The 14922-nt window shown below is 44.9% G+C and carries 12 protein-coding genes; 11 read left to right on the forward strand and 1 reads right to left on the reverse strand.

What is annotated here, in order from left to right; translation table 11 throughout:
- The first annotated feature begins 239 nt into the window (after positions 1–239).
- Positions 240–3839 (forward strand): DUF6383 domain-containing protein, encoded by a 3600-nt coding sequence (locus D7V92_RS19740; protein ID WP_121773602.1) that lies wholly within the window; start codon positions 240–242, stop codon positions 3837–3839.
- A gap of 243 nt (positions 3840–4082) precedes the next feature.
- On the opposite strand, the gene D7V92_RS19745 is transcribed toward D7V92_RS19740, so the two are convergent.
- Positions 4083–4772, reverse strand: a complete 690-nt coding sequence (locus D7V92_RS19745; protein WP_044547087.1) for an NAD-dependent deacylase — start codon at positions 4770–4772, stop codon at positions 4083–4085.
- 161 nt (positions 4773–4933) lie between these two features.
- Between D7V92_RS19745 and D7V92_RS19750 the strand changes: the two genes are divergently transcribed.
- The 10 genes from D7V92_RS19750 to D7V92_RS19795 all read left to right on the forward strand — a co-directional run bounded on the left by D7V92_RS19750 (position 4934) and on the right by D7V92_RS19795 (position 14922).
- Positions 4934–5521: an FKBP-type peptidyl-prolyl cis-trans isomerase gene (locus D7V92_RS19750; protein WP_005860958.1), complete on the forward strand. Its 588-nt coding sequence runs from the start codon at positions 4934–4936 to the stop codon at positions 5519–5521.
- A 20-nt stretch (positions 5522–5541) separates the two neighbouring features.
- Positions 5542–6252 carry an FKBP-type peptidyl-prolyl cis-trans isomerase gene (locus tag D7V92_RS19755; RefSeq protein WP_005860960.1) on the forward strand — a complete coding sequence of 237 codons (711 nt, stop codon included), beginning with the start codon at positions 5542–5544 and terminating at the stop codon, positions 6250–6252.
- A gap of 184 nt (positions 6253–6436) precedes the next feature.
- Complete coding sequence (locus D7V92_RS19760; RefSeq protein ID WP_005860962.1) at positions 6437–6904, forward strand: Lrp/AsnC family transcriptional regulator; 468 nt, start codon at positions 6437–6439, stop codon at positions 6902–6904.
- A gap of 101 nt (positions 6905–7005) precedes the next feature.
- Positions 7006–8388: a S8 family serine peptidase gene (locus D7V92_RS19765; protein WP_008773976.1), complete on the forward strand. Its 1383-nt coding sequence runs from the start codon at positions 7006–7008 to the stop codon at positions 8386–8388.
- A complete protein-coding gene (gene xseA / locus D7V92_RS19770; protein ID WP_005866561.1) occupies positions 8369–9703 on the forward strand; it encodes an exodeoxyribonuclease VII large subunit in 1335 nt (444 codons plus the stop codon). The genes D7V92_RS19765 and xseA overlap by 20 nt, the downstream gene beginning before the upstream one ends.
- A 39-nt stretch (positions 9704–9742) precedes the next feature.
- Entirely contained in the window at positions 9743–9940 is a 198-nt protein-coding gene (xseB, locus tag D7V92_RS19775) for an exodeoxyribonuclease VII small subunit (protein ID WP_005860969.1), read from the forward strand.
- Positions 9940–10638, forward strand: coding sequence for a 2-C-methyl-D-erythritol 4-phosphate cytidylyltransferase (locus D7V92_RS19780; RefSeq protein ID WP_121773603.1), 699 nt, complete (start codon positions 9940–9942; stop codon positions 10636–10638). The genes xseB and D7V92_RS19780 overlap by 1 nt, the downstream gene beginning before the upstream one ends.
- A 22-nt stretch (positions 10639–10660) precedes the next feature.
- A complete protein-coding gene (gene recG, locus D7V92_RS19785) occupies positions 10661–12757 on the forward strand; it encodes an ATP-dependent DNA helicase RecG (RefSeq protein WP_121773604.1) in 2097 nt (698 codons plus the stop codon).
- Positions 12758–12967: 210 nt separating this feature from the next.
- Complete coding sequence (locus D7V92_RS19790) at positions 12968–14218, forward strand: M23 family metallopeptidase (RefSeq protein WP_034532138.1); 1251 nt, start codon at positions 12968–12970, stop codon at positions 14216–14218.
- A 158-nt stretch (positions 14219–14376) separates the two neighbouring features.
- Positions 14377–14922 carry a DUF1599 domain-containing protein gene (locus D7V92_RS19795; protein WP_121773605.1) on the forward strand — a complete coding sequence of 182 codons (546 nt, stop codon included), beginning with the start codon at positions 14377–14379 and terminating at the stop codon, positions 14920–14922.

Below are 14922 nucleotides of genomic sequence, written 5' to 3' on the forward strand. Positions count from 1 at the left end.
TTCTTCGATACTTGCAACCCTTCCGAGCTATTTTTTTATCACTTATTCTCTTTCTTATCAATAGGATAGGTTATCCTCTACGAAACAACCGATTCTTTCAACAAACCTCCCGTTTCGACACTAAAAAAACGCAAGATTTAGACGATCGTTTAGACTAGTCGTTTTCGAGTAGTGGTCGATGATTTAAAGTGTTGAACGGTATTTAATTAACACTATTATTAATATTAAATTTTCGATTTATGAACAAAAAGTTTACAACGTTTCTGGCTAGTGCCATGCTTGCGACTGCATTTTCCGCAGGTGCGCAGGTTGATGCGAAGAAAGGCGACGTAATCTTGTTGGGAACAGAAAGTAGTAAATACTTGACTGTTGAGACAGGAGAACAATTCGGCAAATTGAACAATTCGGCGAATGTTTCAACGAATCTTTCTTCCTTGAACAAGGCTACTTGGACTGTTTCCGCTAAGAAAACCTCTTTAGGCAAAGACCTTTATTCATTCGTGAATAAGGCTACAAGCTTGACTTTGGCTGTCGATCCTGCTACGGCTTACAGCTTGGAGGATACGAAGAATTCAAAGAAGATCGCTCTTACGTTAGGTGGTGGCTCCGCTACAGAATGGGTGAGTGAAACGGTAAATAATGTAAATACTATCGTTTCTTACAACGGAGATTATATCTTGGCTATTGCTAATGATCCTGCGATTGGTTATTATCTGGTCAAGGCTAAGACTTTGGATAAATTGGGTACGGTAGTTGCGTTAAAGAGCGAGAAACCTAGTGAGACTCCAATGCCTTTAGGTGCTGATGACTTGAATACATTATTGCAATCAGTAGAGACGGACAAACCTGCTGAGTTGTTCTTTGGATTGAACATGGATCCGGAAGTTACGAAAGGGCAAAGCAATTTAATGACAGCTACGGCTTTGAACGCTCAGAATGCTGGTAGTGGTTATGTTTATTTACAGGCTAAAGATCAAAAATTTGATGGGAAAGATGCTTATGTAGTTGTTGATACGGCTTACTATGGCGGTACGGAATCCGACAAGCTTTTGAAATATACTTATGACCATATGGAGTATGCAGATAAGGCTAAACGTCTGGACGGCTCATACAAGTTTAAGTTTTCTTATAATGCTGCGAAGGAAGAATTGTATGTTCAAGTAGCGGAGGTAGCTCATGAATATAAGAAAGGTGATAAGAATGACGATCAATGGAAAGCATTCTTGAAAGAGAACAACAACTCTACGTGGACTCGGAGTGGTACGTCAGAGCCACTGGAAATAGTTAAAGACGAGTACATCTACATGTCTCAATTGAACGGTATGAATGTATTGACTGTCAATGTTGCGAAAGATGAGGACGGTGTTGGTACTCGTAAGGGCACTGATGGTAGTGGCAATAAATTATATCCTGTTCTGGGCGATCAGAACGTAAAGGTTACGATCGGAACGAAGTTCACAGGCTTGACATTGACAACCATTCCTAATGGTGTCTATACGATCCAGTATAAATCTACAGGTGGAAACCAACCGGAGAAAAATGGCACTTACGCTTTGGCGAACTTAGCCGGAAGTTTCGGTTGGACATATCAAGCTAAGAGACAAGATTTCAATCATATACCTGCCGCTCAATGGGTAGTTGAGAAGAACGGTACTTCCAATACGGCTACAGTAAATATCACGAACCGTGAGTTCAATGATAGATTAAAGACTACTTCTCCTCTTCAGTTCTTTAAGGTGGAAGGTAGTGATGATGTATTCTGTTTCTACGGATATGGAACTGATACCTTGTCTTTCAAGAAAGTTGCGGATGAATTGGTTGCCGACAAGAAGTTAGGTTACAAATATGTATCCGCTGATGAGGCTAAAGTTCAGACTTATACCTTTAATTACTTGCATGGTTTGGCATTAGATAAATATCTGTATACTCCTGCAGGTAAGGACTCTATCGTACGTGTAGACGAGAACGACGGTAAGTCAAACTTCCGTTTGGAATTGGTTGTAGAGAATGATACGTACGGTGTTGGTGATACTTTAGTGAGAAATGTTTATTATGTATATAATGCTGTTAATGGCGAGAAGCGTTACTTATCTTATGACGGTACCGCAAAGAAATACATGATGAAGAAAAATCCGACCCCATTCTTCTTAAAAGAGAATAACTGCATCGATGGTAAGCATTATTATGCGTTGGTAGAGGCAAGCTTTAAGACTTATACGACAGATACTAAACTGACTTCGGATCTGTATTATAAAGGAGGAGATGGCTACTATTATTCTGTAAAATGGAACTATTTATCTTATGAAGATGATAAAGGAACTACATATTATTCATATATAGTAAATGATAAAGATGGTAATGTTGTTGTTGCGGATAATAGTAAGGAGGATGTATATCTCTTCACTAAGGAAAACGGTAAGTTTGTTCTGAATGAGGATCCTACAGCGGAAGATTATACAAATGAGTCTAATGGATATGCTAAAATTAAAGTCTCTGTTGATGATAACACCTTGGATCTAACACAAGGTAATTTGAATGACAAGTTCAATGGTTATCAAGAAATCCGTACTTCTGCATTCGCTGTAGAGATCGATGACTCTCCATTATACCGCCGTTTTAACAACACTGTGTTAGGTGAGAACGAAACCGCTGATAGCTTGTACTTTGTAGAGAAGACTCGTGGTGAGTACTTGATGGATGAATGGAACAAGAACTTACTGGATAAGGATGTTGATTACGCCGGTATCTGGAACAAGGAAAAGGCTAATGGCAAATTGGCATTCATCATCGACTCTGTTTGGGTAAATCGTGGCTTGGGTAACATCAAACCTCAATATTTGGTTTCTGTGGCTCGTAACGACCAAGCCGGTACTCCGGGTGTTCCTTGTACATACGAACACAATCACTTTGATAATGCGGGTCATCAAGTTAGTGCCGCTGAGTGTTCTCACGCTACTAAGGCCCATGCTGGTTTCCATTATGGTAAGTATTTGGTAAGCTTTGGCGATTCCGCTATGATCAAGGATCACGAATTGGAGACTCCGTATATGGATATTGATGGCGGTTACACTCGCGTAGGTTTCGTGAAGGCTATTCACGCAGGCGACAGCTTGTTTATCTTGGTAAATGAGTTCAAGGATATGGATCCGGCTAAGTTGGACGTAGCTGATATCATCGATGCATACACGAAAGCTAAGATCAACACGAAGTATATCGTGAACTTGCAAGGTGACAACCATAAGAACGTAACATGGTCATTCCGTTATGTAACTCCGTCTAATGTGGCTGGCGTAACGGCTGAGGAAGGTGAGGCTAATGAGTTCTTGTTCGAATCTAACATCTACAATGAGGGTGCTACTTCAACTCTTGATGATGTGTTGGTAGACAGCAAGGATAAGAGCAAGGGTTATATCTCTTTGGGTGGTAAAGCTACTAAGGGTTACAATGAGGCTGTAGCCGGCTCCATCGCTCCTTCTTACGCCGCATGGTTGAAGATGCAGAATGGTTGCTTGGTATTGACTCGTGGTGATTCTAAGTTTGATGCAGCTAAGACTGGTTCTGACGGTGCCTTGATCTTCAACGCATACCAGAAGACTGACGCTGAGGATATGGTAACATCTATCGAAGGCGCTAACGCTGAAGGCGTATCTATCGTAGCCGGCAACGGTACTGTAACCGTTCAAGGCGCAGCCGGTAAGTCTATCGTTATCACGAATATCTTAGGTAAGGTTGTCGCTGAGACTGTTCTTACCTCCGATAACGCTACAATCGCTGTACCTGCCGGTATCGTAGCGGTAGCTGTTGACGGCGAGGAAGCTGTAAAGGCAATCGTGAAATAAGAAATAAACGAAATAAGATAATCATACAATTCCCGTGCGGGTATCGATCCAAGTAATCCGTGACGGATGAACAGGCGGGAATTGGATTAATATTAATACTAAAGTAATAAATTAAAGTTCATCCGTAAGTACTTCCGTGAGGATGGAAGCGGATAAAAAAACAAGTCCTTGGCAATGTGTTCGCATGCCAAGGACTTCGTGTTTATACTTGCCTTCGTCAGACCTAATGAGTGTATGAATTGTTTAATTCCGCGTAAGTAACTCCGTCAGCCTCTTGACCCCTTCCGAGGCCCCGGCCTGTATATGCTCGATATCGTCGCGATAAGTACGTACATCTTTCGGGTCGATCAAATAGATCGGCTGGCCCCGACGCACGTAGTTCAGCAAACCGGCGGCAGGATAGACGTTTAAGGAGGTGCCGATAATCACGAAGATATCACAATCTTCCACCAGCTTGATGGAAGGCTCTATCATGGGTACCGCCTCTCCAAACCATACGACGAAAGGACGTAGCTGATTTCCGTGAGGGTCCTTGTCACCCAGATGAATATCCGGGTTCTCCGGCGATAGATCGTAGGTCGTGTCCAGATCCCTTACGGAGCATGCCTTCATCAACTCTCCATGCAGATGGATCACGTGGCTGCTACCCGCGCGTTCATGTAAGTTATCGATATTCTGGGTAATGATCCGTACGTCGAAATCTTTCTCCAAGGCGGCTAGCCCGAGGTGACCGGCGTTAGGTTTCGTATTCAATAACTCTCTTCTGCGCTGGTTGTAGAAGTCGAGAACCAATTTAGGGTTGGCGGCGAAGCCTTCCGGCGTGGCGACATCTTCCACCCGGTATTTCTCCCATAACCCGTCCGAGTCACGGAAAGTGGAGATGCCGCTTTCCGCGCTCATTCCCGCTCCGGTAAGTATGACTAACTTTTTCATCTGTTACTTGTTTAATGTATAGATGTATATATTAATAGTTACGAAGTTACGACTTTATTTCGTAAAAAGCTTTGAATGAAATAAAAAGTTCTTACAAAATGCTGTTATACGATTAAAAGCATTACTTTTGTGGCTTATAATTAGTTGAACAAGAAAAAAGAATGGATAAAGTAAGTTATGCGCTTGGCTTAAGTATCGGAAATAATTTCCAGAACTCAGGCATCAAGGATCTTCAAGTGGAAGATTTTGTACAGGGATTGAATGACGTCTTAACAGAGGCAAAACCTGCTCTTAGTTATGATGAGGCAAAACAGGTGATCAATGATTACTTCATGAAGCTTCAACAAGAGAAACTGGAGATCAATAAGAAAGCCGGTGAGGAGTTCCTTACTATCAATAAGCATAAGGCGGGTGTGGTAGAGTTGCCTAGCGGTTTGCAATACGAGGTACTGAAGAATGGTACGGGCGCTAAACCTACGGCGAACGATAAAGTGAAATGCCACTATCACGGAACGTTGATCAACGGTCAGGTGTTTGATAGCTCCGTACAGAGAGGCGAGCCTGCCGTATTCGGTGTTTCACAGGTAATCCCGGGATGGGTAGAGGCTTTGCAGTTGATGCCGGTCGGTTCTAAATGGAGATTGTTTATCCCGTCTAACCTTGCTTATGGCGAGCGTGGGGCAGGTGAGGCTATCGAGCCGAATAGTACGTTGATCTTCGACGTTGAGTTATTAGATATCGAAAAATAATATATAAGAGTTAAAGAAAAATGAAAAAGTTAAGTGTATTAGTCGCTACAGTGATTGTAGCAATGGGCGCATCTTTCACCTCTTGCGGTGATTCTCACAAAAGCGCGAGCTTGAAGACTTCTATCGATAGCGCAAGCTACGCTATTGGTATCAGCACAGGTGCCGGTTATAAGGAAAACTTAAAGACTTTGCCGGGTGGCGAGGCTAACGTAGATGATTTGATCGCTGGTTTTATCCAAGCTATCAAAGGGGATTCTTCCGCGATGAAGATGAATCCGCAACAGGCTCAACAATATTTGCAGACTTACTTCGTAGAGGCTCAGGCTCGCGAGGCTAAGAAGACAAAAGAAGAGGGCGATAAGTTCTTGGCGGAGAATAAGACAAAAGAAGGCGTTATCACGACTGAGAGCGGCTTGCAATATAAGGTAGAGAAAGAAGGTACAGGCGCGAAGCCGACCGCTACCGATAAGGTAAAAGTTCATTATACCGGAACTCTATTGGACGGTACTAAGTTTGATAGCTCCGTGGATCGTGGTGAGCCGGCTGAGTTCGGTGTTGGCCAAGTAATCAAGGGCTGGACTGAGGGCTTGCAGATCATGCCGGTCGGTTCTAAATATATCTTCTGGATCCCGGCTGAGTTGGCTTATGGCGAACGTGGCGCAGGACAAGATATCAAACCGAACAGCGTACTGAAGTTCGAGGTTGAGTTGCTTGACATCGTAAAAGAATAAGTAGCGAAGAAATAGAAACGGAACGTTTGTAAGATAATAGGCGGGCAAATTATGCTAAAAAGCATTTTTTGCCCGCTTTTATTATTTATTGATTACTTTTTTCTTTCAGAATGATATATGATTCAAATTTATTATATACTTTTGATACATTAAATCTGAATGCATATAATAAAGCGAATTTAAAATGGAGAAGATAGACAAACTGGACCGGCAGATATTGAACATTATTTCAAAGAATGCTAGGATTCCTTTTAAAGATGTTGCCGAGGAGTGCGGTGTATCTCGTGCAGCTATTCATCAACGGGTTCAACGCATGATTGATATGAATGTGATCGTTGGCTCAGGGTATCACATCAATCCTAAAATATTGGGGTATAATACATGTACCTATATCGGCGTGAAATTGGAGCGTGGATCTATGTACAAGGATGTTGTCCCGGAATTCGAGAAAATACCCGAAGTGGTAGAATGCCATTTCACTACGGGTCCGTATACGATGCTGATCAAGCTGTATGCCCGTGATAACGAGCACTTGATGGAACTTTTGAACTCCAAGATTCAAGAGATACCGGGTGTTACGGCTACAGAGACCTTGATTTCTTTACGCCAAAGTGTTAAACGTGAGATCCCTATCTGTAATATCAATGAATAAGACGAAGAATTATACATGAGCCCGGCCTATTCCAGTGCCGGGCTTTTTTGTTTATTCGGCGGTATCATCTATCTTTGTAATTCGTAATTGTGTGAGGTTCTATGAGTAAATATATAGGAATATTCGTTTTCGTATTCAGTTTGTTTTCTTTGGGAGTACATGCGGGGGAAAGTTTTCGTTTTCGGGTGTATTTGAAAGATAAAGGGGATTCCGGTTATACGCTGGATAACCCGGAGGAATATCTTTCCAAGGAGTCTGTCGAGCGACGGAACCGGCAAGGTATATCGGTGTCGGAATCGGATTTGCCGATCGCTCAAGCTTATCTGGATACCTTGTCCGCCAATGGAGGAAAACCGGTGCTGGAGAGTAAATGGTTCTCTACGGTCGTGGTGTCCAGTCCGGATAGCTTGGTCGCTGAGCGTCTCTTGCGCCTCCCGATCGTGGATTCCGTGAAATGGGTCTGGAAAGGTGACGAGGAAATCGATATTCCTAGGGAGGAGAATGATACGACACGGTTTATGCCAATAGATAAACCGGAGAAATCGCCTTACGGTTATGCCGAGGAGCAGATCAAGATGCTGAACGGTATCAAATTGCATGAGGCGGGCTTTAAGGGTAAGGGTATGCGTGTGGCCGTGGTCGATGCCGGTTTCATGAACGTGGATCGGATCAGCGTATTTGATTCCTTGCGGTTATTAGGAACGCATAACGTGGTTTTCCCCGGCCGAAGCGTTTTCATCGGGGATGATCATGGGACGAAGGTCTTATCTTGCTTGGCCGCTGATGCGCCGGGCTTGATGGTCGGTACGGCTCCCCAAGCCGAATATTGGCTGATAAAGAGCGAGGATAGCCGTTCGGAGTTTCCCATCGAGGAGGATTATTGGACGGCAGCTATGGAATTTGCCGATAGCGTGGGAGTGGATGTGGTCTCTTCTTCGTTGGGGTATTTCTCTTTTGATGTAGAGGCCCTGAACTATCATCAAGATCAATTGGACGGGAGGACTTCCTTGATCAGTCGTGCCGCTAAGATGGCTTCATCAAAAGGGATCTTGTTGTTTAGTAGCGCCGGCAACGAGGGGGGCGGTAGCTGGGGAAAGATAACCTTTCCTGCGGATGCCCCGGATATATTGACAGTGGGCGCTATCACGGATCGTAAGAAGAAAAGTAATTTCAGTTCTGTTGGCTTTACGGCGGATTACCGGGTGAAGCCGGATGTGGTTGCCTTGGGTACGGGCTGTTGCGTGATAGATCCTACGGGGAATATCCGTTACGCGAACGGTACCTCTTTCGCTACGCCGATCTTAGCGGGGTTGGGTGTTTGTCTATGGCAAGCGTTTCCCAGTCTGACGAATAAGGATATAATCTCTCTTTTGCAGCGTTTCGGCAGTAAGTTTGAGCAACCGGACGCTGAGTTGGGATATGGCATCCCGGATGTGTACAAAGCTTATAAACAAGAGCGTAAATATGCGGCCGAATCTAAATAACTTATCGGGTGAGAAAGAGGCTCTATCTTTGTTAGAGCTGAATACCCGCATACGGGGTGCGTTGTCGAGGGCTTTCCCGGAGACTTGCTGGGTGCGTGCGGAGATGAGCGATGTGCGGGTGAATACTTCTTCCGGACATTGTTATCTGGAGTTTGTGGAGAAGAATGTGCAGACCGGGCAATTGGTGGCCAAGGTACGAGGGTCTATCTGGGCGAAGACGTTTCGTATGTTGAAACCTTATTTCGAGATGGAGACCGGTCAGATGTTCGCTTCCGGCTTGAAAGTGTTGGTGAAGGTGTCTGTTGAGTTCCACGAGTTGTATGGATTGAGTCTTACGGTGCTTGATATAGATCCGGCTTATACGTTAGGTGATATGGTGCGTAAGCGTATGGAGATTATCCGCCAATTGCAGGAGGAAGGGGTCTTTACACTGAATAAGGAATTGCCTTTTCCGCTACTTCCTAGGAGAATCGCTATCATTACTTCTCCGACGGCTGCCGGCTACGAGGATTTTATGAATCAGTTGACACGGAATAAAGGGGGGTATCCGTTCTATACCAAATTATTCCCCGCCTTGATGCAGGGAGAACGGACGGAGGCTTCTGTAATAGCGGCTTTAGACCGGATTTATCAACATCAAGATCTTTTTGATGTGGTCGTGATTATCCGCGGAGGTGGGGCTACCTCGGACTTGAATAGCTTCGATTCTTATCTGTTGGCGGCGAATTGCGCTCAATTCCCTTTACCGATTATCACGGGTATCGGGCACGAACGGGATGATACGGTTGTAGATTTGGTAGCGCATACCCGGATGAAGACACCGACCGCTGTCGCCGAGTTCCTTATTTCCCGAATGGATAGCGTTGGTGAGGAGTTGGAGAGTTTGCGTCAAGACGTGAGTTTATTGGCTATGGATATTCTATCCCGACAGAAAAACTATTTACAATTGGTAGCGACCCGTTTCCCTTCTATCGTGACAAGCCGGATCGAGCGGAATCGTTCGGGACTGCAAACGATAGCGAGCCGTTTACCTGCGATGGCATCGGGTTTGTTATCACGCCGCCAGTCGGTGCTTGAGAATACGGAACTTCGCTTGCGGAACGGTATTACCTCTAAACTTTCCGAGAGTGGGCGTTTTATCCAGCTTACGGAGCAGTTTATCAAGATGGCTTCTCCTGATTATATATTGAAGAGGGGATATAGCTTAGCCTTGAAAGATGGCAAGATTATCAAACATGCCTCTGATTTGCGAGCCGGCGAAGAACTGACGACTCGCTTCATCGATGGTGAAATAAAAAGTATTATCAAACCATAGAGGGTGGTTTTATAACCGTCCGATAAATACATAATTAATATGGCGAAGAAAGAAGAAACATATAACGAGGCGATCGAGAAACTTCGTAAGATCGTGGCTGAGATCGAGAATGGAGACTTGGATGTCGATATCCTGTCCGAGAAGGTAAAAGAAGCTACCCGTCTGATCAAGCTCTGCAAGGAGAAGCTGTATAAAGTGGATGAGGAAGTTAAAAAAGTTTTGGAGGAATTGGATTGATGGATAAGTACGTCTTGATCGTTGCCGGGGGGAAAGGGCTTCGTATGGGTGGAGATCTGCCGAAGCAGTTTATTCCTATGCGGGGGAAACCTCTTTTGATGCATACGTTAGAGGCTTTTCATCGTTGGGATGCTTCCGCACGTATAATCCTTGTGCTTCCGGAGGATCATCAGCCGTATTGGAATATGCTTTGCAAGGAAATCGGCTGCAAGGTCCCGCATGCGATCGTGAAAGGGGGAGATGCTCGCTTCTTCTCGGTTAAGAATGGGTTGGATTGGCTTTTGGCGGAGAGGCGTCGGAAGGGGGAGGAGGATAGCGGTCTGAGTTTGGTCGCTGTGCACGATGGCGTTCGTCCTTTCGTCTCTCCGGAGGTTGTTGAGGCCTGCTTTGATAAAGCGGCTGTCACGGGAGCCGTTATCCCGGTTGTTCCGATGATTGATTCCCTGCGTGAGACAGATGAAAAAGGGAGCCATCCGGTGGACCGTTCCCGCTATATGGCTGTACAAACCCCGCAAGTCTTCCATTTGGAATTATTGACAAAAGCCTATGAGCAACCTTATTCGTCTTTATTTACGGACGACGCTTCCGTGGTGGAGGCGATGGGGCATGCGATTGATACGGTTCCCGGTGATCGTGAGAATATCAAGATTACCACGCCCTTTGATTTGTTAATAGCGGAAGCGATGTTTGCCCGGTAAACCCTAAAAACTCATAGATGTTATGCTGGACCTTGATAAGCGATCGATTACGTACTTGCCGGGAGTAGGACCCAAGAAGGCGGATATCCTGCAAAAGGAAGCGGGGATATCGTCGTATGAGGACTTGCTCTTTTATTTTCCTTATAAATATATAGATCGCAGCCGGTTTTATAAAGTAGCTGAGATCAGTGGGAATATGCCTTATATCCAGTTGAAAGGCCAGATTCTCTATTTCGATACGCTAGGCGAGGGACGGAGTAAACGGCTGGTCGGTAAGTTCTCGGATGGTACGGGCACGATCGATTTGGTCTGGTTCAAGGGTTTGAATTATGTGACAGATAAGTATCGTCCCAATACCGAGTATATAGTTTTCGGAAAGCCTACGGAGTTTGGGCATACCTATAACATACCGCATCCGGATATTGATTTATTGGACCAAGCGGATCAAGTGGCGAGAGGCTTGACCCCGTTCTACAATACCTCGGAGAAGATGAAAAAGTCGTTTCTGAATTCCCGGGCGATCCAGAACCTGCAATATACGTTGTTAAGCTGGCTGAACTGGGAACTTCCGGAGACGCTTTCCCCCGACGTATTGAAACGGATCCATATGATGTCTATGACAGAGGCGATGCGGAATATCCATTTCCCGGAATCTGCCGCTAAGTTGCGTGACGCCCAGTTACGTTTGAAGTTTGACGAGCTTTTCTTCATACAATTAAATATATTACGTACCGCTAGCGTTCGGAAACTGAAGCTAAAAGGGATCGTTTTCCCTACGGTCGGCCATTATTTCAATACGTTCTATAAAGAGTATCTTCCTTTTGAGTTGACGAACGCCCAGAAACGGGTAGTTCGTGAGATCCGGATCGATATGGGTAGCGGGCGGCAGATGAATCGCCTGCTGCAAGGTGATGTGGGGAGTGGCAAAACTTTGGTAGGCTTATTGTCTATGCTATTGGCGATAGATAATCATTGCCAAGCTTGTATGATGGCTCCTACCGAGATATTGGCAACCCAGCATTATGCGACGATCATGGGATTCCTGAAAGATATGGACGTGAAGGTCGCTCTTTTGACCGGATCTACCAAGAAGAAAGAGCGGGATAAGATATTACCGGCTATTGCCAGCGGTGAGATCCAGATCGTGATCGGGACGCATGCGTTGATTGAGGAGACAGTGGTTTTCTCTTCGTTGGGATTAGCGATTATCGATGAGCAGCACCGTTTTGGTGTGGAGCAACGCTCACGCCTTTGGACGAAGAATGCGATCGTGCCGCATGTGTTGGTGATGACGGCTACCCCGATTCCCCGTACTTTGGCGATGACTTTGTATGGGGATCTGGATGTATCGGTGATTGATGAGTTACCTCCGGGACGTAAACCGATACAGACGCTTCATCGCTATGATAATAAAAAGGCGCAACTTTATGAGTTCCTTCGGAAAGAGATACAAAAGGGGCGTCAGGTTTATGTGGTATATCCCTTGATTGAAGGAAATGAGAAACTGGATTATAAAGACTTGGAGGCTGGTTTTGAGACGTTCAAGGAGGTCTTCCCAGAATATAAGGTATGTATGGTACATGGCCGTATGAAAGCGGCGGATAAGGATACCGAGATGCAGAAGTTTATCTCCGGCGAGGCGCAAATCTTGATGGCTACTACGGTTATAGAGGTTGGCGTGAACGTGCCGAACGCATCCGTCATGGTGATCGAGAGTGCTGAACGTTTCGGCCTCTCTCAACTTCATCAGCTTCGTGGCCGGGTAGGACGTGGTGCTGAACAATCTTATTGTATCTTGGTCTCTTCCTATAAATTAAGTAATGACACTCGTAAGCGACTGGAGATTATGGTGAACAGTACGAATGGCTTTGAGATCGCTGAGGCGGATCTCCGTCTCCGGGGACATGGAGATTTGGAAGGTACCCGGCAAAGTGGCGAGGGGATAGACCTTAAAATAGCGGACTTGGCGGCCGATGGACAAATACTTCAGTATGCGCGGGATATCGCTCAAGGAGTTCTTGACGAAGACCCCGAATTATTGTCCGAACAGCACCGGATATTGAGCGAAAGGCTCAAAACTCTGTTCACAAGGAAGATAAATTGGGGAATGATTAGCTAATATGTTGTGAAACATATTGTCCTGTAAGCCTTTGATATTTAGCTTGTTTATTCGCTTGTTTTGCTTTTGTTCAAAGTCATTGCAGAAATTTTTCGTTAATCAATTTTGTCGGCTTATTCAAATTTCCGAACTTTGACAAGTTGACAATCAGGCAGAGATGCCGGGTATTGCCGTTTTATCCTGAATTATAAGAATGAAAGTTATCAAAAAATGAGTATAAAGACATTTCTATTCATTTGTTGTGCCGCTGTGATGGTATCGACTGCAAATGCGGAGAACCCGGTGAAACCGGAAACTCCGGAGACTCCCAATCATCCAACCCACAAACTTATGGACAAGCGTGTATCTGAGTTAATGGCCGACCGTGTTGGCTTTAAGAAAGATATGGCTTTGAAGGAGCTTGCGGAGATTAATGAGAAAGCGGAGTTGGAGGCGAGAGAGAACTTGATGTTCCCTGCCGATGAATTATATGGCGAATGGACAAATGAATGGGTGAATCCTTTCCGGGGTAAAAAGGTAGATATGCCGGATTCTTGCGTGATTGATTGTTCGGCGTTTGTTTTGCCGATCGATACGATGATCCGGGTTACCTCTAAGTATGGCCCTCGCCGGCGTCGGATGCATAAAGGGGTTGATTTAAAGGTACAGATCGGTGATACAATCCGTGCGGCTTTCGATGGTAAGGTACGTATTAAGAATTTCGAGCGCAGAGGGTATGGCTATTATTTAGTGGTTCGTCATCCGAATGGTTTGGAGACTGTATATGGCCATTTATCTAAATTTTTGGTTGGTGTAAATGATATCGTTCATGCGGGAGACCCGATCGCCTTGGGGGGGAATACAGGACGTTCTACCGGTTCTCACTTGCATTTCGAGACTCGTTTCTTAGGTCAGGCTCTTAATCCTGCCGATATTATTGATTTCGAGAGTTGTGTGCCTTACCAAGATCAATATGTATTCCACAATGTAAAGATCAATGGACGCAAGAGTAATATTTATACATCCTCAAATGAGCAAATGGTTTATCACCGTGTGAAATCCGGTGACACATTAGGCAAGATCGCTCGTATGTATGGTACAACAGTGAATGAGCTTTGCCGCTTAAATGGATTGAAAGGTACTTCCATGCTGCGTATCGGCCAGTCCATTCGTTGTAGTGCCGGTGTGGAAACCGCGGCTAAAGCGACTCCAAAAGCTCAAACTCAAAAGAAATCGACCGCTTCCGGATCTTCTAAGAAAATCACGGTACAGGCAAGTTCTTCCGCTACCGCTTCTTTAGGAGAAAATACGAATACAATGAATGATGTGGAGGCTACTCCGGTTTATCATCGTATTAAATCCGGTGATACGCTTGGCGCTATCGCTAAAAGATACGGTACTTCCGTTAGTAAACTTTGCGAATTGAACGGTATCACAAAGACTACCGTGTTGCGCTTAGGACGCTCATTACGCTGTTCATAACGATATATAAGATGTAAGAAAACGAAAAGGAGCCGCTTATAAAGTGGCTCCTTTTCGTTGTAACCTCTTTTCATTTATCTTATTAGCTTTTGTTGTCTTGAATTTTCGAGAACATCTACGTCTTTTTTCCTATATTCGCGGGTATAATCTAGGATAGTATGCCAAATACAAAGGAACAATTCGAGCAAGTGATCTCCCTGTGCCGGGAGTTGTTCGAGAAGAAGTTGAAAGATTACGGGCCGTCGTGGAGGATCATGCGCCCCCAGTCGGTTACCGATCAGATATTTATCAAGGCGAACCGTATCCGTAGCTTGGAGATTAAGGGGACGAGCATGGTGGACGAGGGAATCCGTCCGGAGTTTATCGCCATCGTTAATTATGGCGTGATCGGTTTGATCCAGTTGGCGTTGGGATTCGCGGATACGACCGATATCACGATAGATAAAGCCTTGGAATTATACGATAAATACATCACTGAGACGAAGGAACTGATGTACGCCAAGAATCACGACTATGATGAGGCGTGGCGCAGTATGCGTATCAGCTCGTACACGGATCTTATTTTGATGAAGATTTATCGGACCAAGCAAATCGAGAGTCATGGAGGCAAGACACTCGTCTCCGAGGGAGTGGACGCTAACTACATGGATATGATCAATTATGCCCTCTTCGGCTTGATTAAGCTGGAGTTTGGCGAGGAGTGA

Origin of the sequence: Parabacteroides sp. CH2-D42-20 (genome assembly GCF_003670185.1) — a bacterium.
In the GTDB taxonomy this organism is placed as follows: domain Bacteria; phylum Bacteroidota; class Bacteroidia; order Bacteroidales; family Tannerellaceae; genus Parabacteroides; species Parabacteroides distasonis.

Excerpts from the sequence above, each read along its gene's own strand:
- D7V92_RS19795 (WP_121773605.1), top strand. The coding sequence starts at position 14,377 with ATGCCAAATACAAAGGAACAATTCGAGCAAGTGATCTCCCTGTGCCGG.
- D7V92_RS19755 (WP_005860960.1), top strand. The coding sequence starts at position 5,542 with ATGAAAAAGTTAAGTGTATTAGTCGCTACAGTGATTGTAGCAATGGGC.
- D7V92_RS19745 (WP_044547087.1), bottom strand. The coding sequence starts at position 4,772 with ATGAAAAAGTTAGTCATACTTACCGGAGCGGGAATGAGCGCGGAAAGC.
- D7V92_RS19780 (WP_121773603.1), top strand. The coding sequence starts at position 9,940 with ATGGATAAGTACGTCTTGATCGTTGCCGGGGGGAAAGGGCTTCGTATG.
- D7V92_RS19740 (WP_121773602.1), top strand. The coding sequence starts at position 240 with ATGAACAAAAAGTTTACAACGTTTCTGGCTAGTGCCATGCTTGCGACT.
- xseA (WP_005866561.1), top strand. The coding sequence starts at position 8,369 with ATGCGGCCGAATCTAAATAACTTATCGGGTGAGAAAGAGGCTCTATCT.
- D7V92_RS19790 (WP_034532138.1), top strand. The coding sequence starts at position 12,968 with ATGAGTATAAAGACATTTCTATTCATTTGTTGTGCCGCTGTGATGGTA.
- xseB (WP_005860969.1), top strand. The coding sequence starts at position 9,743 with ATGGCGAAGAAAGAAGAAACATATAACGAGGCGATCGAGAAACTTCGT.
- recG (WP_121773604.1), top strand. The coding sequence starts at position 10,661 with ATGCTGGACCTTGATAAGCGATCGATTACGTACTTGCCGGGAGTAGGA.
- D7V92_RS19750 (WP_005860958.1), top strand. The coding sequence starts at position 4,934 with ATGGATAAAGTAAGTTATGCGCTTGGCTTAAGTATCGGAAATAATTTC.
- D7V92_RS19765 (WP_008773976.1), top strand. The coding sequence starts at position 7,006 with ATGAGTAAATATATAGGAATATTCGTTTTCGTATTCAGTTTGTTTTCT.
- D7V92_RS19760 (WP_005860962.1), top strand. The coding sequence starts at position 6,437 with ATGGAGAAGATAGACAAACTGGACCGGCAGATATTGAACATTATTTCA.